Below are 21955 nucleotides of genomic sequence, written 5' to 3'. Positions count from 1 at the left end.
GCGTGCGCTACCTCGAGACGCACCTTTCACTCCTGAAACCCACTGCCCTGGCCTGACCTGTCCACCAATCCATCCGATTTTCCGGGCAGCAGCCGCTTAACATCGAACTTACAGCCCTGCGCCCGTCAATCCAGTACTCTTCCCGCCAACGTAACATTCAGCCCTCTGGCTCTCTTTCTATGAAGGTATTCGTTACCGGTGGCGCTGGATTCATCGGATCAGCCCTGATCCGGCATCTGATCTCAACCACCGACTGTTCGGTGGTGAACATCGACAAACTGACTTACGCCGGAAACCTCGAGTCCCTGGAGTCAGTAGTCGGATCAAAAAAATATCTGTTCGAGCAGATCGACATATGTGATCGCGAGCGGGTGGAGCATCTCTTCAGCACGCATCAGCCAGATGCCATAATCCACCTCGCAGCAGAGAGCCATGTCGATCGCTCAATAGACGGCCCCGAAACCTTCATCGAAACAAATCTGATCGGAACCTTTCGACTCCTCGAGTGCGCCCGCAACTATCGAGACAGACTCCCGCAGTCACGGGCAGAGAGTTTCCGTTTTCTCCATGTGTCCACCGATGAAGTATTCGGCGATCTGGCAGAATCGGGTGAACGGTTCCATGAAACGACGCCTTACGCACCCAGTTCGCCGTACGCTGCCACAAAAGCGGGCTCGGATCACCTCGTCCGGGCGTGGACCCGGACCTACGGACTACCAGCTCTGATCACCAACTGCTCCAACAACTACGGACCTTATCAGTTCCCCGAGAAGCTGATTCCGCACATGATTCTCAATGCGCTCGCTGGAAAGCCGCTTCCGGTCTATGGAGACGGCAATCAGATAAGAGACTGGCTGTACGTGGAAGATCACGCCAGGGCGTTATGGCAGGTGCTTCAGAATGGTGATATTGGATCAACCTACAACGTGGGCGGAAAAAACGAAAAGAGAAATCTCGAAGTTGTGCAACTGATTTGCAAGGTGTTGAACGAGCTCGCACCTGCTCCGACCGGTCAAACCTGCTACGAGGATCTCATCACCTTCGTGAAGGACCGCCCCGGACATGATACGCGCTACGCGATCGATGCCACGAAAATCGAAATGGAATTGGGCTGGTCACCGCAGGAGTGTTTCGATACCGGTCTGCAGAAAACGATCGGCTGGTATCTGAAGAATCGCGCATGGTGGAGCCATGTGCTCGACGGCAGCTACAGACTCCAGCGCCTGGGAAAGTTGAAGAAAGCCTGATGAGCCGAAGAGGAATCATCCTGGCGGGCGGGTCCGGTACGAGACTGCATCCGATCACTCTCGGAGTCTGCAAACAGCTCCTACCCGTCTACGACAAGCCAATGATCTACTATCCCCTTTCGACCCTGATGCTCGCGGGAATAAGAGAGGTCCTGATCATCTCGACACCAATGGATACTTCCCGTTTCGAACAGATACTGGGTGACGGCAGCAACTGGGGAATGCACATCGAATACGCCGTGCAGCCATCTCCGGAAGGTCTGGCCCAGGCACTGATCATCGGCGAGCAGTTCATCGGGGGTCACCCCAGCACGTTGATTCTCGGAGACAACCTGTTTTTCGGGAGCGGGTTCAGCGGTCTGCTCCATCGTGCGGGCGAAAAGACTCAGGGCGCTACCGTATTCGCCTACCCGGTAAGCAATCCGGAATCTTTCGGGGTCGTTGAATTCAATGAGCACGGGAAAGCGGTTTCCATTGAGGAAAAACCGGGTAAACCACGGAGCCGCTACGCAGTCACCGGTCTGTATTTCTACGATGAACACGCCTCAGAAATGGCTCGTTCGATCAAACCCTCTGCACGCGGTGAGCTCGAAATTACCGATTTGAACAATCTGTACCTGAAAGGTGGAAATCTGGATGTGCAGATGATGGCTCGAGGCATGGCCTGGCTGGACACGGGTACACACGATTCACTCCTGGAGGCTTCTCATTTCATTCAGACACTCGAGAAGCGCCAGGGACTGAAAGTCGGCTGTCCGGAAGAGATCGCCTGGCGCCTGGGCTGGATCGACGACAGCCAACTGGAGCGCCTGGCGGCACCGTTACTGAAGAGCGGGTATGGAGATTATCTCAATGACCTTCTGGAGTTCCGTCATTGAAGATCAGCGAAACCCGATTGCCGGGCGTTCTCCTGATCGAACCCCGGTTGTTCGGTGATTCGAGAGGGTACTTCCTTGAGACCTTCTCTGCGGAGCGTTACAGGGAGCAGGCCGGGATTGATTTGCCGTTCGTGCAGGACAACCTCTCCCGCTCCCGCCGCGGAGTATTGCGTGGATTGCACAGTCAACGCGTGCATCCACAGGGCAAGCTGGTGCGGGTTGCGAGGGGTGTTGTGTTCGACGTCGCCGTAGACATCGATCCGGACTCACCAAACTTCGGCGTTTGGACCGGGGCAACTCTCAGCGACGAAAATCAGCATCAACTCTGGATCCCGCCGGGATACGCGCATGGCTTCGCCGTATTGTCGGAAGTCGCAGACTTCGAGTACAAGTGTACCGACTACTACCATCCTGAAGATGAGATCGGAGTCGTGTGGGACGATCCCGATCTGGCGATTCCGTGGCCGGTTTCGGCTCCTGAGATCTCTTCAAAAGACAGGGCACTTCCCCGGCTCCGGGAGTTGAAGGCAGCTCCATGAGCGTTCTGGTTCTCGGTTCAACCGGGCAGGTGGGTCAGTATCTTCAATCGATTCGCCCACAGGATACTTTCTGGACTCGCGATCAACTCGACCTTTCCCGAAATACGACAGTTGAGTCTGACATCGTGGATCACGCGCCTTCGCTGATCGTGAATGTTGCGGCGTTCACCGCAGTGGATCGTGCCGAATCAGAGTCAATTGAGGCGTGGCAGGTCAATGCGGAGTCGGTTGCAGCGATAGCACGAGCAGCACGGTCTCTCGATGTCCCGCTTATCCATGTCTCGACCGACTATGTATTCGGAGGTGAGGACACCTCAAAAGAACACCATCCAGGCGATGCAACTCGGCCTTCGAACACCTACGGCAGATCTAAGCTCGCAGGTGAACTCGCTGTAGCGACGCTTGCGTCCAGGTACTGGATATTGCGTACCAGCTGGGTTTTCGGCGCGTTTGGCAGCAACTTCGTAAAAACCATTCTGCGACTGGCCAGAGAGCGGGACTCTCTCTCCATTGTCGATGATCAGTGGGGGCGACCAACTTTCGCGGGTGATATCGCCTCTGCGATCGATTCTCTCATAGCGGCCTATCAGTCCGGGTCGTTCCCACCTTTCGGCACTCACCACCTGGCAGGAGATCCGGCAACGACGTGGTGTAGATTTGCAGTCGAAATCGTACACCGGGCTCAACAGATCGGGCTCATCGCTCGACTCCCGGAAATTCACGGGATCACTACCGACGAATATCCGACTCCAGCGAAGAGACCCATGAACTCAATGCTGGCTCTCGACCCGGAGTTCATCGCGCAATTGCAGGTCAATACTGACTGGCGGGAAGGACTGGAGCACACACTCCGCGCCCTGCACTAGTTACAACGCATCCAGAGGTGCGCAGTCTGTTCTCACTCCCAGACTCTACGGCTAAAGCCCCAACACCAGCTTCGCCATGATATTCCGCTGAATCTCATTGGACCCCGCGTAAATGCTCACCTTGCGCGCGTTGAAATACTCCTGCGCCACCCCGTTTGCATACCCGGGTCCCACTGGTTTGAAGTTGTCCCCTTCCACCGGCACCGACTGATCCAGGGGGGCTGCGTAGTATCCCACCGCCTCGAGTGCCAGTTCCGTCACCGCCTGCTGCAGCTCGGTACCCCGCGCCTTCAGCAGCGACGACTCAGGCCCCACGTTCTGCCCCGCCGCCAGCGCACCGAGAATGCGCAGCTCCGTGAACTCCATGGCCAGTACCTGAACTTCCACGTCGCGGATTCTTGCCACGAAGTCCTCATCCTGCAGCAGCGTGCCGCCATAACCGTCGGCCTCACTGGCCGCAATCGACCGCACATGGTCCAGTGACGCCTTCAGCGCTGGGGAATAGGCATTGCCCCGTTCGAACTCGAGCAGATACTTTGCGCAGGTCCAGCCCTTGCCCTCCTCGCCCACCAGGTTTTCCTTGGGTACCTTCACATTTTCCAGGTAGACCATGTTGATCTCCTGAAAGCCTTCCTGGGGCTGATCCAGTGTGATGATGGGGTTCACCGAGATACCCGGCGTCTTCATGTCGATCAGCAGGAAGCTGATCCCGAGCTGGCGGATACTTTCGGTGCTGGTGCGCACCAGGCAGAAGATCATGTCCGCATACTGGGCCATGGTGGTCCAGGTCTTCACGCCGTTCACCAGGTAGTGGTCGCCCTTGTCCTCGGCCCTGGTTTTCAGCGAGGCGAGGTCGGAGCCGGAGCCTGGCTCCGAATAGCCCTGACACCACCAGACATTGGAGTTGAGTATGTCCGGCAGGTATTTGTCCTTCTGGGCCTGGGTACCGAATTTCATGATCACCGGAGCGACCATGCTCATACCGAAAGGTATGACGCCAGGTGCGCCGACCCGTGCCCGCTCGAGATCGAATATGTAGTTCTGGGTGGCCGTGAAACCGGCGCCGCCGTACTCCTTTGGCCAGTTGACCGCCGCCCAGCCCTTCTCCGCCAGGCGCTTCTGCCAGCCGACGATGTCGTCTTTGCTGAGCCGCCCCAGCGCACTGCGCGCCTGGCGCTGGCGCAGCTCCTCCGGCCATGCCTGGGCAAGCCAGCTGCGGACTTCCTGTTGAAACCTGCGGTCTTCCTCGGTGAAGCTGAGATCCACGAATCGCCCTCTCGCCTGCTGCAAAGCCGGAATCATCGCAAATACTGGCGCTGCGGACCATGCCGGTGTCGGTATACTTGACCCCGCAGACACGCCCGCCTTCAATGTGGCGCCTGGTCTGACCAGATTAGACGATGATGCCGATGGATTGATTGCATGACTGACATCAGGAAACAGCCCACGATGCCCAAATCACAGCCCGATGACCTCGCAGCCTGGCAGGCCCAGGTCGAAGACGAACTCCGCGGCCGGCCGCTCGACTCCCTCTACTGGCAGTCCCCGGAAGGCATCCAGATCAAGCCGCTCTACACTCTGGCCGATCTGGAAGCGGCTGAACAGGTAAACACACTACCCGGCCTTGCACCCTACCTGCGGGGCCCGAGGGCGTCGATGTACGCCAACCGACCCTGGACCGTGCGCCAGTATGCGGGCTTCTCCACGGCCGAGGAATCCAACCGCTTCTACCGCGACAACCTTGCCGCGGGCCAGAAAGGCCTGTCGGTCGCCTTCGACCTTGCCACTCACCGCGGCTATGACTCGGACAATCCCCTGGTCGCCCAGGATGTCGGCATGGCGGGTGTTGCCATCGACACCGTCGAAGACATGAAGATCCTCTTCGACGGCATTCCGCTGGATGAAATGTCCGTCTCCATGACCATGAACGGCGCCGTGTTGCCGATTCTCGCCAGCTACATCGTGGCGGCCGAGGAACAGGGCATCGACCCCTCGAAGCTCTCCGGAACCATCCAGAACGACATTCTGAAAGAGTTCATGGTGCGCAACACCTATATCTATCCCCCCGAACCGAGCATGCGCATCGTGGCGGACATCATCGCCTACACCGCCGATCATATGCCGAAGTTCAACTCGATCTCGATTTCCGGCTATCACATGCAGGAAGCCGGGGCCAACTGCGTGCAGGAACTGGCATTCACCATCGCCGATGGCATTGAATACGTGCGTGCGGCCATAAAGGCCGGTCAGCCGGTGGACAAATTTGCGCCACGCCTGTCGTTCTTTTTCTGCATCGGTATGAACTTTTTCATGGAAATCGCCAAGTTGCGCGCCGCCCGGGTGCTCTGGCACGAAGCCATGGCCCAGTTCAATCCGAAGAACCCGGCCTCGAGCATGCTGCGCACCCATTGCCAGACTTCAGGCGTATCACTGCAGGAGCAGGACCCCTATAACAACGTGGTACGAACCACCATCGAAGCCCTGGCGGCTGTGCTCGGCGGTACCCAGAGCCTGCATACCAACGCCTTCGATGAAGCGATTGCGCTGCCCACGCCCTTCTCTGCCCGTATCGCCCGTAACACCCAGTCCATCATCGCCGAAGAAACCCAGATCACCCGGGTGGTGGACCCGCTCGGCGGCAGCTACTACCTGGAGAGCCTGACCCACGCCATGGTGGTGGAGGCGCGCATACTCATTGCGGAGGCGGAGGCCGCGGGCGGCATGACCCATGCCATCGAACAGGGCATTCCCATGCGTTATATCGAAGAATCCGCAGCCCGTCGTCAGGCCCGGATCGAACGTGGCGAAGATGTGGTGATCGGCGTCAACAAGTATCCGGTCAAGGACGACATGGAGATCGATGCGCTGGACATCGACAACTCCAAGGTGCTGAAGAATCAGATCCGGCGCCTGCAAGCCATCCGCGGCACCCGCGATCAGGCCGCAGTAGAAAAAGCCCTCAGCGCGTTGTCTGCAGCCGCATCAGATCCCGGCAAAAACCTCCTGGCGCTCGCCGTGGAAGCGGCCCGTCACCGGGCCACGGTCGGTGAGATTTCCGAAGCGCTCGCCACCCGGTGGCAGCGCTACCGCACCACAGCGCCCATCCGCGCCGGTATTTTCAACGAAGCCTACGGTGATGACCCCGGCTACACCCGGGTACAGGAAGAGATCAAGCTGTTCACCGAACTCGAAGGCAGAAAACCCGGCATATTCGTAGTGAAGATAGGCCAGGACGGCCACGATCGCGGTGCCAAGGCGATTTCCAGCGCCTTCAACGATACCGGCTTTGCCGTAACACTCAGCGAGCTCTTCCAGTCTCCCGCCGAAGCCGCCCGGCGCGCGGCCGAACTCGACGTGCATGTGGTGGGTGTGTCAACACTGGCAGGGGCGCATCGCACCATCGTGCCGGAACTCATCGAACAGCTCAAACAGGCGGGCTGCGAAGACACAGTGGTCGTGGTGGGCGGCGTGATTCCGAAGCGCGACTATCAGTTCCTCTACGATTGCGGCGTCAGCGGCATTTTCGGACCCGGCACCAATATTCTGGATGCTGCCAGCAGCATCCTGCAGATGATTCCAGGTAAAAACAGGTAACTCCATGATCGGAAAACTCAATCACGTGGCCATCGTGGTGCCGGATCTGGCCGCGGCGGCCGACCTCTATCGAACCAGCTTTGGCGCCGATGTCTCGGAGCCGAAAGACCTGCCCGCACAGGGGGTTACCACTGTGTTCGTGAATCTGCCGAACACCAAGATCGAACTGCTGCATCCGCTCGGGGAGAAATCACCGGTCGCGAAATTTCTCGACAGCAATCCGAAGGGCGGCATGCACCATGTCTGCTATGAAGTCACGGACATCCATGCGGCAATCAGCAAGCTGACCGCGGAAGGCTTGACCGTACTGGGGGATGGCAAACCGAGCATCGGTGCCCATGGCTTACCGGTGGTCTTCCTGCATCCCAAGGATGCATTCGGCACACTGGTGGAACTCGAAGAAGTCGGCTGAGCCGGGCGCCCTGCATCCTGCGTCGGTCGGGGGGTACGGGCGTACCCGACCGGCAAATTGCCAGGCGCCTGCGACGGCCGTCAATCCAGCTCGAACGCATCCTTGTAATCGATCTTCAGTGCCGGGTCCTGATCCGCCTTGTGCAGCACACAGTTGCCAACCGCCAGCACGTCCATTTCCGTACCCATGAAGCAGCGGAACGCATCTTCCGGTGTGCACACGATGGGTTCCCCACGCACATTGAACGAGGTATTCACCACCACCGGCACACCGGTAAGTTCGTCCACCTTGCGGATCAGCTCGTGGTAGCGGGGATTGGTTTCGGCGTGCACGGTTTGAATCCGGGCCGAGTAGTCGACGTGTGTTACCGCGGGAATCGTCGAGCGGGCCACATTGAGCTTTTCGATACCGAACAGCTCTTTCTGTTCGTCACTCATCGGAATCCGGCGCTCGTCGGTCACATCCTTCACGAGCAGCATGTACGGACTGTCGCCATCCAGCTCGAACCACTCGCCGACCTTTTCACGCAACACCGATGGTGCGAAGGGCCGGAAGCTCTCCCGGTACTTGATCTTGAGATTGATCTGCTTCTGCGCACTGGCAGACACCGCGCTGCCTATGATGGATCGCCCGCCGAGGGCCCGCGGCCCGAACTCCATGCGCCCCTGCATCCAGCCGATGACTTTGTCTTCTGCAATGGCGGCTGCACAGGTTGCAATCATTTCTGCTTCGGGCAACACACTGAATTTCGCCCCGGCGCCTGTCAGGGCCTGTTCGATCTCGCTCTGGGAATACTCCGGCCCCAGATAGCTGCCGGACATCGCATCGAGGGCCTTGTGATCGACCGTTCGCGGCTTGCCGAGGTGATGATAGTAGGTGGTTAATGCCGCCCCCAGCGATCCCCCGGCATCTCCGCTGGCCGGCTGCACCCAGAGGTTCCTGAATCCGCCAGCTGCTTCCACCTTGCCGTTCGCCACACAGTTGAGCGCCACCCCGCCAGCAAGGCACAGATTCGGGCAGTCGTACTCTCTCGCGAGTGCATTGACGATTTTCAGCACCACATCTTCGGTGACCTGTTGAATGGAGGCCGCCACGTCCATGTGGAACTGGGTCAGCCGACCTTCAGCCAGCCGTGCCGGTTCACCGAATATTTCGGCGAAGCGGTCGTTGGTCATGGTCAGGCCGGTGCAGTAATTGAAGTAATCCTGATTCAACCAGAAGGAACCATCCTCTTTCACGTCGACCAGATGCTTATAGATCAGATCGACATATTTCGGTGCCCCGTAGGGCGCCAGACCCATGAGCTTGTATTCCCCGGAATTGACCTTGAAACCGGTGTAGTACGTGAAAGCCGAATACAGCAGCCCCAGAGAGTGGGGGAAGTGGATTTCCTTGCGCACCTCGAGTTTGTTGCCCGAGCCAATGGCGACCGAGGTGGTCGCCCACTCCCCGACGCCATCCATCGTGAGCACCACGGCTTCCTCGAAAGGTGACGGATAAAATGCGGAAGCCGCATGGCTGAGGTGGTGCTCAGAGAAGAGCAGTTTGTCCTCCCAGTTCGTCGCTTCATCGAATTTTTTGAATTCATCGATCAGCAGACTTTTCTGGAACAGCTTTTCCCGCAGCCAGACGGGTACCGACAGATTGAATGATCGAAAGCCCTTCGGTGCGAAGGCGAGGTAAGTTTCCAGCAGCCGCTCGAACTTCAGGAAGGGTTTGTCGTAGAAGGCGACATGATCGATCTCCCCAAGCGTGCAGCCCGCTTCACGCAGGCAGTATTCAATCGCATGTTGCGGGAAACCACTGTCGTGCTTCTTGCGCGTGAAACGCTCTTCCTGGGCGGCAGCGACGATTTCACCGTCGCGAATCAGTGCCGCCGCGCTGTCGTGATAAAACGCGGAGATTCCGAGAACCTGCATCTGGGACTGCCCTTAGCCTGTTTAGAACAGGGTGTAGATGAATGGTGCGACCGCGGAGCCTTGCGTCAACACGATGAGTCCGCCAAACAGGGCCAGTACCAGCAGAATCGGGGCCAGCCAGAATTTCTTCCGCACCCGCATGAATTTCCACAGCTCACGCACAAACGACATAGTGTTTCCTCGCTCTAAAACTGATCTTTCAGGCTTTCCGGGGGCGGACCCGGCGGGGTTCGCTCGATCCAGTAACTCTCATGGGCGGCTTTGCGCTTGAGTCTGAGCAGGTCCTTACCCGATGCGCGCAGGATCAGGCCGATCGGCACGATGGACACCAGGTACACCAGAAACATGACCACGGGTGTAACGATGCGCCCGAGCAGCACACCTAAGTGAGTCCACGCCAGGTTGAGCGGGTGTAAAGCCCGCGGCAGGATCAGTCCCCCGGCGACTAACACAGTCCCGATACCCGCGAACCAGGGATACAGACTGTTGCCCGACCAGTACTGGTAGGCGCCGATCGCGGCGAGAATGCCGCCCACGATCAGGCCGAAGCTGCGATCGCTGCCGGGTTCAATGACATCATGTCTGACGATGGTTTCGTGACCGCTCACGCGCTGCCTCTCCATACGAAAGTCGCAGCCTACGGACTCCGCACCGGCAACCTCAAGGCTCAATTTGTATTTCTGTGCATGAATCTGTGTGCCACAGGATTCGGCGTCTGCCAGTGTCGACGGCACGAATGACCAGATTGATGACATTTCATCCCAGGATTGGCCGCGACAAAGGGCAGACGGCCCACTGCCATCGGATCGGGACGGCGGCGTGCCGACAAACTGAGGCGATTTGTTGACCGGCCGCTCACAACATTCCTGCTGAATGCGGGTAGTATGCCACGCGCATGGATGCAACCACCGTCAGCACGGCCTCGATCGTCAACGCCCTTTCCTTCGATGTGGAAGACTATTTCCATGTGGCCGCCTTCGATGCCGCCATCGATCGCGCATCCTGGAACGACCGGCCGCGGCGCGTCGACGCCAACACCCGCGGGCTCCTCGATCTGCTCAGTGAAGCCGGCACCAGGGCAACCTTCTACGTGCTCGGCTGGGTGGCGGAGCGGGAACCGGATCTGGTGAAGGCCATCGCCGCCGCCGGTCACGAAGTGGCCAGCCACGGCTACAGCCACAGGCTCATCTATCGCCAGGACCCGGCGGAATTCCGTGAGGAAACCCGGCGCTCGAAAGCACTGCTCGAGGATCTCACCGGTACGCCGATCACCTCCTATCGCGCGGCGAGCTATTCGATTACCGCACAATCCCTGTGGGCGCTCGATATTCTTTACGAGTGCGGCTTCCGCACGGATTCGAGCATCTTCCCCATCCGCCACGACCTGTACGGGCTGGCAGGGGGTCCGATCTACCCCCATCGCCTGCAGCTTGACGGCGGCGGTGAGCTGCTGGAATTTCCCATCTCCACCCTGAAGGTCGCCGGCTTGACCCTGCCGGTCTCCGGAGGCGGCTACTTCCGTCTGTACCCCTACGCCCTGAGCCGCATGCTGGCCCGGCGGGTCAATGCACAGCACCGGCCCTTCATGTTCTATCTGCACCCCTGGGAAATCGATCCGGAGCAGCCACGCATCGATGCCGGTGCCTTCTCCCGCTTCCGTCACTACAACAATCTCGAGAAGTGCCGCAGCCGGCTGGTGCGGCTGCTGCAGGACTTCCGCTTTTCCACGGTGAGCGACAGCATCGCCCGCAACTATCACGTGGCGGATCTGCCCGTGCACTCCTACTAGAGAAATTTCGCGCCTGGGCGCCCTGCCCTGCTTACCGAACCTGAGCCGATGACACCAGTTGCCAGCAGCACGGACGGAGTCTGTTCCCGAGCATCTGCAGCAGGCAGGGCGTCAGTTGCCGATCGGCTCAGTCACAATGCCTGTCGCGCAGTGATTCATAGTCGATCTTGGCGTTGGCCGTCTTCGGAACTTCTGCGAGCAGACCCACCTGATTCGGCACCATGTATCTGGGGAGGTTGCGGCGGCAATGCTGCAGGAGTGCCTCCACATCGACCGTGCCACCGGCGGGTGCGGACACAAAGGCGATGACCTGACTGCCCCACACCGGATGCGGTCTGCCGACCACCGCGGCATCCAGCACCAGACCGCTGCTGTGCAGCACCTCCTCGACTTCGGTCCGACTGACACGATAGCCGGCGGTCTTGATCAGATGGTCGACCCGACCCATGAAGTAGTAGAAGCCGTCTTCATCACGCCAGGCAAGGTCCCCCGATCGCACCCAGTCCGCATGCAGACCATCGGATTTCGTCGGCGCAAACTTGGCGCCGGTTTTCATCGCGTCCTGCCAGTAGCCGCAGGTTACCAGCGGTCCCCGCTGCACGAGTTCTCCCACTTCTCCGGGCGGCAGACTCTCGCCCGAGTCATCGATAATGTCGAATTGCGAATGGGGCACCGGTTTACCGATGGAGTCCGCGTGGGTGTCGAGCAGCTGCGGATCGAGAAAAGCGCCGCGGAACGCTTCGGTGAAACCATACATCAGGAATATGCGCGCATCGGGGAGCCGGTCTCTCAGGATGGCGAGGGTGCGCGGCGGCAGCCGGTCACCGGAATTGGTGATATAGCGCAGACTGCGGGCAACATCGCGCGGCCATTCCTGGGCGGCGAGCTGCACCCACATCGTCGGTACACCCGCAAGTGCCGTAATGCGTTCGCTCTCCACGGTACGCAGCACCTGTTGCGCGTGGAAGTAATCCAGAAGCACCGCACAGGCTCCCACAGCCACCGCACTGAGCAACTGATTCAGGCCGTAGTCAAAACTGAACGGCAACGAACAGAGGATTCGATCGGTGTGATCGATTCCGAGATACGTCACCACGCTGTCTACACCGAAAGCCAGATTGCTGTGGCTGACCATCACGCCTTTCGGCAGACCGGTGGTGCCGGAGGTATAAAGCAGTGCTGCAAGGGGTGAGGCGAGCTGGAAATTTTCCTCCCCGCCCGTACCGGTACGGTTGAGTGCCACCCAGGCATTGCCATCGCGACGCTCCGGACCCGAGGGTGAATCAACTCTCACCACCACGGGGCCCGGCGCTTCCGAATCCAGATAATGGGCAAGCCCTCCGGCACGATCTTCCAGTGTGATCAGAACTCTGGGTGTGCAGTTGCGGAGAATGTGCTCGACCTGGGCCGGCTTCAGTGCAGGATTGACCGGCACGAGCACCGCATCGGCGGCAAGCACGGCCAGCATCGACACCACGGTCTCTATCCGCTTCGGCAGAAACACGGCGACCCGGTCGCCGGATACCACACCCAGGCCGCGCAATCCGCGGGCCAGGTGCTGCACCTCCTCCTGGAGCTGCCGATAGTTGAGTTCCTTTTCGCCTGCGCGCACTGCCGGGCTTTGCGGCCAGCGTTCGACAGACCGCGCAAACAGCGCAGGCAGCGAACCCGGCGGCCCGGTTGCTTCAGCTGTCACGGCAGACTGCCCTATTGCCAATTGTTCTTCCTGGCATTCAGTGTGCTTTCTCAGTCGTATCCCGTTTCCAATGGCAGCCAGTTGCTGACCGGACCAGATGTTACAACGATACAGACCCGGATCATGCGGATTTCTCGGCATAACGGGTATTCGGTGATGTAAGTTGTCGCGGGCGGCTACACTAAGCGTCCGGTGCGGCAGCCGCACCAGAGCACTCGAAAGATGACCAGCAAAGCAGATCACCAGGACGATGAATAACATGCCCCCCGACATAAGCGCCGTGCGCAGCTACTTCATGAGCCTGCAGGATCGGATTGTCGAAACGCTGGAAGCGCTCGACACCCGTAACACCTTCCGCAGGGAGGATCTGCCCGGCCCCGGCGGCGCCCTGTCCCGGCCTCGCGTCCTGGAAGACGGCCTCCACATCGAAAAAGCGGCCGTCCAGTTCACCCACAGTCTGGGTGCTGCACTGCCCCCCGCCGCCACCGAGCGTAATCCGCAACTGGCGGGGCAGAGCTTTCAGGCCGCCGCCATCTCCCTGATCGTGCACCCGCGCAACCCCTATGTGCCGACAACCCACGCGAATCTGCGGTTTTTTCTGGTCGAGGCAGAGGAACCGGTGTGGTACTTCGGGGGTGGCTTCGATCTCACCCCCTGCTATGGCTTCGTCGAAGACTGCGTGCACTGGCACACGCAGGCCCGGGCCGCGACCGGCGATCACTACCCGCAACTGAAGAAAGCCTGCGATGAGTATTTCTACCTCGCTCACCGCCAGGAGTGCCGGGGCATTGGCGGTGTGTTTTTCGATGACTGGACCGAAGGCGGGTTCGAGCCCGCCTTCGCCCTCACCCGGGCTGTCGGCGATCACTTCCTGCCCGCCTACCAGCCCATCTTCACGAAGCGCATGAACACCGGATACGGCGCCCGGCAGCGCGACTGGCAGCTCTACCGCCGCGGCCGCTACGCGGAGTTCAATCTGGCCATCGATCGCGGCACCCGCTATGGGCTGCAGAGTGGCCGCCGGGTGGAATCCGTGCTGGCGTCGCTGCCACCACTGGTGGTCTGGAAATACGACTTCCAGCCCGAACCCGGAACTCCGGAAGCCGCCCTCTACACGGATTTTCTGCCGGCGAAAGCGTGGCTGTGAGACTTGTGGATAACTCTGGGGATTAAATCGGGGAGAAATGAACATCCGTGTAGCATGGGGTCAATTTCGCCAGTTTGGATTCAATTTATTTCTTATTTATTAATAAGTTATATATTTTTCCTCTAACAATTCTGACAACACCTCGGTAACTCGGCCGATTCCAGGAATGTGCATAACCCAGGTTCAGCGACCTGGTCTTCTGGTAACACTGCACCCCGAATCCCTGTTTCGATCAGTAACAGATCCGGCGTGTTTAACGAAACTGGCAGAGAACGCATCTGTCGGTTCCAACCCCCGACCCGGGCCCGCTAGAATGCGCGATCCCGCACTACCGGACGGATCCCGATGACAGAGCCCACCCTGGTCGCCGAAGGCCTGCGTTTCCCCGAAGGTCCGATCGCCCTGCCCGACGGCAGCGTGCTGCTGGTGGAGATCGCGCGGGGTACCCTGTCACGGGTGGTGGACGGTGAGGTGTCGGTCGTCGCGAGACTGGGTGGCGGACCCAACGGGGCGGCCATCGGTCCGGACGGGCGCTGTTATGTCTGCAACAACGGCGGCTTCAAATGGATCGAACTTCCGGATGGACGACTGCTCCCCGGTGAGGAACCGGAGAATTATTCCAGCGGCCGCATCGAAGCCGTCGATCTGGAAACCGGCCAGGTGGAGGTCCTCTACACCAACTGCAACGGCCAGCCGCTGCGCGGGCCCAACGATCTGGTATTCGATCGGACCGGCGGTTTCTGGTTCACCGATCACGGCAAGACGCGCGCCCGGGAGCGGGACCGCACCGGCGTGTATTACGCCAAGGCCGATGGCAGCGCGATCGAAGAGGTGATCTTCCCGCTCGAAGGACCGAATGGTATCGGCCTTGCACCGGCTGAAGACGAACTCTACATCGCCGAAACCACCACGGGCAGGCTCTGGGCTTATACCCTGTCGGCTCCGGGCGTCGTCGACAAAAGACGCCAGGACAGGCCGGATGGCGGCCGTCTGATTCCCGGTCGCAGCGGCTACTTTCTGTTCGACTCCCTTGCGGTTGATGCCGAAGGCCGGGTCTGCATCGCCACCCTCATCGACGGCGGGATTACCATTCTCGACCCACGGGGCGGTAAACCCGAACATATCCCCATGCCGGACATCCTGACCACCAACATCTGTTTCGGCGGGACCGACCTGCGCACGGCCTTCATCACCCTTTCTACAACCGGTAAACTGGTCTCGCTCCCCTGGCCCAGCGCCGGCCTCCCCCTGAATTTTCTGAACCGATGATGACCCCGGGCCGGGCCGAATTCCGGGCGGGGACTTTGCGCTTTTTTTAGCTGAGGAAATGACTGATGGCCTATCTCGACCGCGACGGTGTACGCATTTTCTACGAAGCAACAGGCTCCGGTCCCACCGTGCTGCTTTCTCACGGCTACAGTGGCACGGGCCACATGTGGCAGGGCCAGGTCGCCGCACTCGCAGACCGTTATCAGGTGGTGGTCTGGGACATCCGCGGCCACGGCCGTTCCGATTCGCCAACAGATCCGGCCTGCTACACCGAGGCCCACACCCTTGCAGACATGCAGGCAATTCTGGACGCGGTCGGCGCGCAAACGGCGGTGATCGGCGGCCTCTCGCTGGGCGGCTACCTGTCACTGGCGTTTCACGTGAAGCATCCGGAACGGGTTCACAGTCTGATGCTGTTCGACACCGGTCCGGGATTCCGTAAAGCGGAAGGCCGGGAGGGCTGGAACGAAATGGCCAGAGGCCGGGCGCGCTATTTCCGCCGCAGAGGTATCGATAGCCTCGAAGGTCAGTTCGAAGCGCACGGCGGACTGCACCGGAGCGCAGAAGGTCTGGCCCTCGCCGCCGAGGGCATCCTGCCCCAGGCGGATTCCACCGTCATCGACAGCCTGCCGGGCATTTCAGTGCCGACCCTGGTCCTGGTTGGCGCCGACGACAAGGCGTTCCTCGGCGCAACGGATTACATGGCCTCGCGTATCCCCGGGGCGGTCAAGGTGATACTCGAAGGCGCCGGTCACGTGGCCAACATCGATCAGCCGGAGCGCTTCAATCAGGCGGTTGGCCGCTTTCTGGAAGGCGTCTTCCCGGCCGGTGCGAGCCGGCCGGCCGATTGAACGGCTGGTCCGCTCTGAGCAAGCCTCACAGAGACTAGGCAGAGCGGATCGACCTCAGTACACTACATCGCTTGTTCGAGGGCTTTCGGGGGGAAAGCAGTGCGAAGACCATTCGGAAACAGCCGGGACGACGAACACGACGAGCAGATCAACCTGACACCCATGCTCGACGTGGTGTTCATCATGCTGATTTTCTTCATCGTGACCGCCACCTTCGTCAAGGAAGTCGGCCTGGATGTAAACCAGCCTGACGATGACAAACCCAAGACCGTCGACCCGAATAAAAAGAGCATCGTCGTACGGATCACCGACCGGGACCGGATCATCATCGCTCAGCGGGATGTGGACTTCCGCTCGGTGCGGGCCAACATCGAGCGTCTGCACGCCGAGAATCCGGAAGCACCGGTGATCATTCAGCCCCACCCGGACAGCCGTACCGAGACCATGGTTCACGTCTTCGACTCGGCGCGCCAGGCAGGCGTCTATAACGTGTCACTGGCATCCAACTGACGAGCCCGAAGATCTTAAGGAAAACAACTACCAGGCCGGGTTTCCCGGCCTTTTTTTTGTGTCGAATCAGAACAGGCGGTTACTGATCCGCAGCAATTGCCACCATCAGGCACCCTCATGAGCGACCACTGGATTGATCTGCGCAGCGATACCGTGACCCGGCCGAGTCCGGGCATGCGGGACGCCATGTACCGGGCCGAGGTCGGCGACGATGTGTACGGCGAAGATCCGACCGTCAACGCACTGGAAGCTCGCACAGCGGAAATGCTGGGGAAACAGGCCGGTCTGTTCGTCGCATCCGGTACCCAGTCCAATCTGATCGCCCTGCTCACCCACTGCCAGCGCGGCGACGAATACATCGCCGGCGCGACAGCGCACACGTTCTGGTATGAAGGCGGTGGGGCGGCCGCCCTGGGCGGTATTCAGCCCCAGACCCTGCCCTTCGCAGCGGACGGCACTCTGGACCTCGCCACTGTGGAAACACTCATCAAACCCGATGACGTGCACTTCGCCCGGACGCGCCTGCTCTGTCTCGAAAACACCCAGGCCGGCAGAGCCGCGGGCCCCGACTACTTTGCGCGGGCGCGCGCCCTGGTCTCGAAACACCAGCTCGCACTGCATCTCGACGGCGCCCGTTACTTCAACGCCGTGGTGGCAACACAAAGCGCCCCACAGGCCATTGCCGCGCATTGCGACAGCGTCTCGGTATGTCTTTCCAAAGGCCTTGGCGCACCCGTCGGATCGGTGCTGGTGGGTACCCGCGACTTCATCCGCGCCGCGCGCCGCTGGCGCAAGATGGTGGGCGGCGGCATGCGCCAGGCCGGTGTCATTGCGGCGGCAGGACTCTATGCCCTCGAGCACAATGTCCATCGTCTCGCAGAAGACCATGACAGAGCAGCACGGATCGCTGCGGTGATGAACGAACACCTGGCCGGATCGGCCCGGGCGCATACGAACATGGTATTCGTGAAATGCGCGGAAGCAGATATGCAGCGCCTCATCGCGCATTTCTCCCAGTTCAGTATCCGGATTCGAGGTCCAAGATGGGTCGTACACCTGGACGTCAGCGACGACGACGTCGCCGCGATCGAGGCAGCCATTCGCGCCTTTCCCCGGAGTGCAACCGGCTGCTAGATCAACCCCGCCAGTGCCACCACCGCGCCGGTAATGCAGGTAACAATAGTTCCTGATATCAACGTCTTAGGAGCTATGTTTAATATTTCACTGCGTCGTTCGGGGACGAGGGTATTGAGCCCGCCGAGCATGATCCCGAGACTGCCGAAGTTGGCAAAACCGCACAGACCGTAGGTCATCACCAGCACGCTGTCCTTGCTCAGGGTACCCTCGGGCAGCGCCGCCAGCTGCAGATAGGCGACCAGTTCGTTGAGAATCAGTTTGGTGCCGAGCAGCGCACCGGCAGCCTGGGCCTCGGCCCAGGGAATGCCCATCAGCCAGGCCACGGGCGCAAACACCCAGCCCATGATGCGCTCCAGTGTCAGCGGTGCGCCGAGCACAATGACTGACTCGAACGCCTGGTTCACCAGCGCCACCAGACTCACCAGCACGATCACCATCGCGCCCACGTTCACTGCCAGCCGCAGGCCGTCTGCGGTGCCCTGGGTGATCGCATCCATATTGCTCGAATAATGCAGGCCGGTCTCTGTTGCCTGGGCTGGCACCCCCGCCGGTGCCGGAATCATGAGTCGTGAAATGAACACCGCACCAATCACGTTGATGACCGAGGCGATGAGCACATGACCGAGCGCCCCCGGGATCACCGGAAGCAGGACGCTGGCGTAGAGCACCATGATCGAACCGGCAACGGTCGACATGCCACAGGTCATCACCGTGAAAAGCTCGGAACGCGACATGCTGGCGAGATAGGCCCGCACAACGAGCGGTGTCTCAACCATACCCAGAAACACACTGGATGCTGCCGCAGTACCCAGGGGGCCGCTGATGCCCATCAGCCGTCGCAGCACGGCACCAAAGCCCCGGATCACCGCGGGCAGAATGCGCCAGTACCAGAACAGGGCGACCAGCACACTGAAAAGCAGTATCTGGGGCAGAACCCGAAAGGCGAAGAGATACAGCGCGCCACCCGCCGTAACCTCGAACGGCTGCGGTCCACCACTGAGGTAGCCGAACACGAAGCTCGCACCCACCATGGTCGCCCGCTCGATCGCGTGCACCACCGAGTTGAGCAGCAGCAGCCACTCGCTGAAAAACGGCACCCGCAACAGCACAAAGGCGAGCAACAGCTGAATGACCAGACCCACTACGACCACGCGCCAGCGCACCTGTTCTCTGGCTTCGCTCAGAATCCAGGCAAGACCCACCAGAACGCCGACGCCGAGCACTGCCTGCATGTTTTCACGAATCCGCTGAACGATCAGCGGATGATAAACAGGCTCAGCACATAAGGCCCGCAGAACAGATAGCGGCCGCTGCCCTCCTCCATCACCGCGCTGGGGGTGTGATCTCCCAGATAGCGGAACCCGAAGCGTTGCTGCTCCTGGTCAATGTCGATTTCAGCATCCCGGAACGCGACAAAGCGCGGAGCCAGGGCACAGGTGGCTTTGTAGCCCGCCTCCTTGGCGCTGAACATCAGTCCCGCCAGGCGTCTGTCACCATCGATCGCACTCAGCTCCGCAGGCCGGAAGAGCTTCGGATAGAGCTCCGGACCGACCCGATCCGCAATCTCGATATCGATGCCCAGGGCGCGGCACTTTGCGCTGGTTGCGAGCGCTGCCACCGCGACCCGCTCGGCATGGGTCAGGCTGCCGACCACACCGGCAGGCCACACCGGCTGTCGCTGAGCGCCGCGCGGTATCGCAGCAGGTGCAATGCCCAGTTCGCCCATCAGTCTGCGCGCCAGTGTCCGGCCGGTGGCGAATTCCCGTTGCCTGCGCCCGATCGCCTGGGCCACAGCCACCTGCTCCTCCGGATAGAGCGCATCCACACAGTCGACGATGTCACCTGCCAGAAGCCGGCAGTCATCGATCGCTGAAAACGCTGCCGCGATGGCCTGATTGATCTGCTCCGCATCCATGTCTGAATTGTCGTCCAGGCCGCCAGCAGATACCATCCGAGGTCATGGGGGTCGGCAAAATCATCTTTCTCAACGGGTCGTCCAGTGCCGGCAAAACGACGCTGGCCATCATGCTGCAGCAGCTGCTGGACGAGCCCTATCAGCACATCGCTCTGGATCAGTTCCGGGATGGGATGCCGGGTCGCTATAGAGGTCTGAATTCACCCTCCGGCACTCCGGGACACCGCGGTCTGAATGTGGTGCCCATGGAAAAGAACGGCGAGCTGCTGACCCACATCCGCTTCGGAGATCATGGTGAACAGGTGCTGCGCGGGATGCGTCGGGCCATCGCCGCGTTCGCCAGTGCCGGCAACAACGTGATTATCGACGACCTGCTGTTTCGCCCTGAATATCTGCTGGACTACGCACGGGCATTGCGGGACATACCCACCTGGTTCATCGGTGTGCGCTGCAGCCTCGATGTGGTAAACGCCCGGGAGAAGAAACGCACCGGGCGCTTCCCCGGCACGGCAACTTCGCACTTCAGCGCCGTGCACGCCCACGGTGCCGGCTATGATCTGGAAGTCGATACCAGCAGCAGTACCCCGAAAGCCTGCGCACAGCAGATCGTCACCCGGCTCGGCTCTCCTCCTGTCGTTCTCCCCGCGCTGCTCTGTCAGGTTGCGGAGGACGAAGCCCGGCGCTGATCGACTTCGGTCAGCCGCTCAGCCGCGAAGTCCTTTACGCTCACCACGTTTGCGCCGCAGCATGCTGAGGCCGAGCAGCCCTGCACCGAGGAGCGCAAAGGTGTCAGGCTCGGGAACGGATACCGACCCGCAGGTGCCGCTGGAGATCGCCATATTGCCTACACCCCATTCAAAGGGCTCGGGGTCGATGACGATGCTGGTGATCCGCGAACAGGCACCACCGGCGGCTGCAAACACACCAAAACCCGGTGTCCGGGCCGGACTGCCGGTACCCACGGCGATGCCGCCTGCATAGAGCGAACCGGTAGCGCCGCTGTCATCTTCGAAGAACGCGCGTATCCACGCACTCGCCGGCATATTCGCGCCGAGATTGAACGCAAAGCCGAAAACATCCATGCCTTCAAAACTGATGGTGATGGTGTTTGAACCCGTGGTGAAGACCGGACCCGTGCTGTTCCACCATGCGGGTGACGTGCCGTCCGGGTTACGCATGGTCAGTCCGTCTCCGGCGACGTCATTGAAGCGGATGATGCCATCGGGTGCTTCGTGAACGTACTGCAGGAGCGGATCATCCGTCGGCTGAATGCCGACCATTCCGGTACGATCCGGATCGGACTGTATGGACCCGAATCCGCTGCTCGAAATGATCGTTGCGGACGCTGCACTAGCAGCACCCATACCACACAGAAAGACTGCAACTGCAAAACCGGCTCTCAGGTTCATTCAGACTCCAGGACTCAGATTCGAAAACAGTGCCGAAACCCTCGGATTCGACCTGTCTATGCTCTCGAATCGGAAGTCGGGAAGCTGTAGTACAGATGTAACCTGTCAGATTTTTCGACGCCCCGACGACACCCGCTCAACGGCTGAGTTTCGCCTCGATCAGCACAATCCGATCGTTGCCGAAATACATGTCATCACCATCGAGAAACAGGGTCGGTGAGCCAAACCCGCCACGCCGCACACACTCGTCGGTGCTCTCCCGCAATCGATCCTTGTATGGCTGGCTGCTGATCTTCGCAAGAAAGTCCGCTTTGCCCATGCCCGCGGCTGCCGCGATTTTGAGGACTTCTTCCTCCTGGGAAATGTCCGCCAGCTCTCCCCAGTACCGCTCGAATGCACGCTGCGCGTAGGCCTCCAGACACCCCTCTTCAATCGCCACGAAAGCCCCACGCATCACCTTCACACTGTTGACGGGAAACACGGGTGGCTGACCGATCTTCACACCTCCATACGCAGCCCAGTCCTGCAGGTCTTTCTGGTAGTAGCGCGCCTTCGCGGGCACCGGTTTCGAGCGGTTTTCATAGACACTCGGATTCACGCTGTTGAAGATTCCCCCGACCAGGATCGGCTTCCAGATCACCTCGATATCCGCCCGGGCCGCCAGCGGTCTGATGCGCTCGAAAGCGAGATAAGTCCAGGGACTGGAGCAGTCGAAAAAAAACTCGATACGGTGCATGGTGCGTCCTCGCCTGATGCAGTGAACGAGCATAGTTGACA

The 21955-nt window shown here is 60.2% G+C and carries 22 protein-coding genes; 13 read left to right on the top strand and 9 right to left on the bottom strand.

What is annotated here, in order from left to right; all coding sequences use genetic code 11:
- The first annotated feature begins 179 nt into the window (after positions 1-179).
- From rfbB to rfbD, 4 genes are read left to right on the top strand one after another with little or no spacing between them, the layout of a single operon-like run.
- Positions 180-1247 carry a dTDP-glucose 4,6-dehydratase gene (rfbB, locus tag R3E82_05375; GenBank protein ID MEZ5550297.1) on the top strand — a complete coding sequence of 356 codons (1068 nt, stop codon included), beginning with the start codon at positions 180-182 and terminating at the stop codon, positions 1245-1247.
- Complete coding sequence (rfbA, locus tag R3E82_05370) at positions 1247-2125, top strand: glucose-1-phosphate thymidylyltransferase RfbA (GenBank protein ID MEZ5550296.1); 879 nt, start codon at positions 1247-1249, stop codon at positions 2123-2125. Before rfbB ends, rfbA begins: the two co-directional genes overlap by 1 nt.
- A complete protein-coding gene (gene rfbC, locus R3E82_05365; protein MEZ5550295.1) occupies positions 2122-2664 on the top strand; it encodes a dTDP-4-dehydrorhamnose 3,5-epimerase in 543 nt (180 codons plus the stop codon). The genes rfbA and rfbC overlap by 4 nt, the downstream gene beginning before the upstream one ends.
- Positions 2661-3530, top strand: coding sequence for a dTDP-4-dehydrorhamnose reductase (rfbD, locus tag R3E82_05360; protein MEZ5550294.1), 870 nt, complete (start codon positions 2661-2663; stop codon positions 3528-3530). Before rfbC ends, rfbD begins: the two co-directional genes overlap by 4 nt.
- Positions 3531-3581: 51 nt before the next feature.
- Here rfbD and R3E82_05355 read toward each other — a convergent pair whose 3' ends face one another.
- Positions 3582-4796 carry an acyl-CoA dehydrogenase family protein gene (locus R3E82_05355; protein MEZ5550293.1) on the bottom strand — a complete coding sequence of 405 codons (1215 nt, stop codon included), beginning with the start codon at positions 4794-4796 and terminating at the stop codon, positions 3582-3584.
- A 183-nt stretch (positions 4797-4979) separates the two neighbouring features.
- Here R3E82_05355 and scpA point away from each other — a divergent pair, with 183 nt between their 5' ends.
- Both scpA and mce read left to right on the top strand, forming a co-directional pair.
- Entirely contained in the window at positions 4980-7124 is a 2145-nt protein-coding gene (scpA, locus tag R3E82_05350; GenBank protein MEZ5550292.1) for a methylmalonyl-CoA mutase, read from the top strand.
- A gap of 4 nt (positions 7125-7128) precedes the next feature.
- A complete protein-coding gene (gene mce / locus R3E82_05345; GenBank protein MEZ5550291.1) occupies positions 7129-7536 on the top strand; it encodes a methylmalonyl-CoA epimerase in 408 nt (135 codons plus the stop codon).
- An 80-nt stretch (positions 7537-7616) separates the two neighbouring features.
- Here mce and R3E82_05340 read toward each other — a convergent pair whose 3' ends face one another.
- The 3 genes from R3E82_05340 to R3E82_05330 are packed head-to-tail and all read right to left on the bottom strand — an operon-like array spanning position 7617 to position 10063.
- Positions 7617-9455, bottom strand: coding sequence for a carbamoyltransferase (locus R3E82_05340; protein MEZ5550290.1), 1839 nt, complete (start codon positions 9453-9455; stop codon positions 7617-7619).
- Positions 9456-9476: 21 nt separating this feature from the next.
- Positions 9477-9626 carry a DUF5989 family protein gene (locus tag R3E82_05335; GenBank protein ID MEZ5550289.1) on the bottom strand — a complete coding sequence of 50 codons (150 nt, stop codon included), beginning with the start codon at positions 9624-9626 and terminating at the stop codon, positions 9477-9479.
- A gap of 14 nt (positions 9627-9640) precedes the next feature.
- Complete coding sequence (locus tag R3E82_05330; protein ID MEZ5550288.1) at positions 9641-10063, bottom strand: SxtJ family membrane protein; 423 nt, start codon at positions 10061-10063, stop codon at positions 9641-9643.
- 287 nt (positions 10064-10350) lie between these two features.
- Between R3E82_05330 and R3E82_05325 the strand changes: the two genes are divergently transcribed.
- Positions 10351-11244 (top strand): DUF3473 domain-containing protein, encoded by an 894-nt coding sequence (locus tag R3E82_05325; protein ID MEZ5550287.1) that lies wholly within the window; start codon positions 10351-10353, stop codon positions 11242-11244.
- Between the two features lie 127 nt (positions 11245-11371).
- Here R3E82_05325 and R3E82_05320 read toward each other — a convergent pair whose 3' ends face one another.
- The gene (locus R3E82_05320) at positions 11372-12940 is read right to left on the bottom strand and encodes an AMP-binding protein (GenBank protein ID MEZ5550286.1); all 1569 of its coding nucleotides are present in this window, start codon (positions 12938-12940) and stop codon (positions 11372-11374) included.
- A 250-nt stretch (positions 12941-13190) separates the two neighbouring features.
- Here R3E82_05320 and hemF point away from each other — a divergent pair, with 250 nt between their 5' ends.
- The 5 genes from hemF to ltaE all read left to right on the top strand — a co-directional run bounded on the left by hemF (position 13191) and on the right by ltaE (position 17851).
- Complete coding sequence (gene hemF / locus R3E82_05315; protein ID MEZ5550285.1) at positions 13191-14087, top strand: oxygen-dependent coproporphyrinogen oxidase; 897 nt, start codon at positions 13191-13193, stop codon at positions 14085-14087.
- A gap of 345 nt (positions 14088-14432) precedes the next feature.
- Positions 14433-15356 carry an SMP-30/gluconolactonase/LRE family protein gene (locus R3E82_05310; GenBank protein ID MEZ5550284.1) on the top strand — a complete coding sequence of 308 codons (924 nt, stop codon included), beginning with the start codon at positions 14433-14435 and terminating at the stop codon, positions 15354-15356.
- A gap of 65 nt (positions 15357-15421) precedes the next feature.
- Entirely contained in the window at positions 15422-16207 is a 786-nt protein-coding gene (locus tag R3E82_05305; GenBank protein ID MEZ5550283.1) for an alpha/beta fold hydrolase, read from the top strand.
- Positions 16208-16306: 99 nt separating this feature from the next.
- Positions 16307-16717: a biopolymer transporter ExbD gene (locus tag R3E82_05300; protein ID MEZ5550282.1), complete on the top strand. Its 411-nt coding sequence runs from the start codon at positions 16307-16309 to the stop codon at positions 16715-16717.
- A gap of 117 nt (positions 16718-16834) precedes the next feature.
- Entirely contained in the window at positions 16835-17851 is a 1017-nt protein-coding gene (ltaE, locus tag R3E82_05295; GenBank protein ID MEZ5550281.1) for a low-specificity L-threonine aldolase, read from the top strand.
- On the opposite strand, the gene R3E82_05290 is transcribed toward ltaE, so the two are convergent.
- Both R3E82_05290 and R3E82_05285 read right to left on the bottom strand, forming a co-directional pair.
- Positions 17848-19086: a nucleoside transporter C-terminal domain-containing protein gene (locus R3E82_05290; GenBank protein ID MEZ5550280.1), complete on the bottom strand. Its 1239-nt coding sequence runs from the start codon at positions 19084-19086 to the stop codon at positions 17848-17850. The genes ltaE and R3E82_05290 overlap by 4 nt on opposite strands.
- A 23-nt stretch (positions 19087-19109) precedes the next feature.
- Positions 19110-19805, bottom strand: a complete 696-nt coding sequence (locus tag R3E82_05285) for a 4'-phosphopantetheinyl transferase superfamily protein (protein ID MEZ5550279.1) — start codon at positions 19803-19805, stop codon at positions 19110-19112.
- A gap of 8 nt (positions 19806-19813) precedes the next feature.
- Between R3E82_05285 and R3E82_05280 the strand changes: the two genes are divergently transcribed.
- Positions 19814-20455, top strand: coding sequence for an AAA family ATPase (locus R3E82_05280; protein MEZ5550278.1), 642 nt, complete (start codon positions 19814-19816; stop codon positions 20453-20455).
- Positions 20456-20473: 18 nt separating this feature from the next.
- Here the strand turns inward: R3E82_05280 and R3E82_05275 are convergent, their stop codons facing one another.
- Both R3E82_05275 and R3E82_05270 read right to left on the bottom strand, forming a co-directional pair.
- The gene (locus R3E82_05275) at positions 20474-21178 is read right to left on the bottom strand and encodes a PEP-CTERM sorting domain-containing protein (GenBank protein ID MEZ5550277.1); all 705 of its coding nucleotides are present in this window, start codon (positions 21176-21178) and stop codon (positions 20474-20476) included.
- Positions 21179-21314: 136 nt separating this feature from the next.
- Positions 21315-21914 (bottom strand): 2-hydroxychromene-2-carboxylate isomerase, encoded by a 600-nt coding sequence (locus R3E82_05270; GenBank protein ID MEZ5550276.1) that lies wholly within the window; start codon positions 21912-21914, stop codon positions 21315-21317.
- Between the last annotated feature and the right edge of the window lie 41 nt (positions 21915-21955).

This window comes from Pseudomonadales bacterium (assembly GCA_041395945.1).
In the GTDB taxonomy this organism is placed as follows: domain Bacteria; phylum Pseudomonadota; class Gammaproteobacteria; order Pseudomonadales; family Azotimanducaceae; genus SZUA-309.
This window is presented reverse-complemented; position numbering and strand designations above follow the sequence as displayed.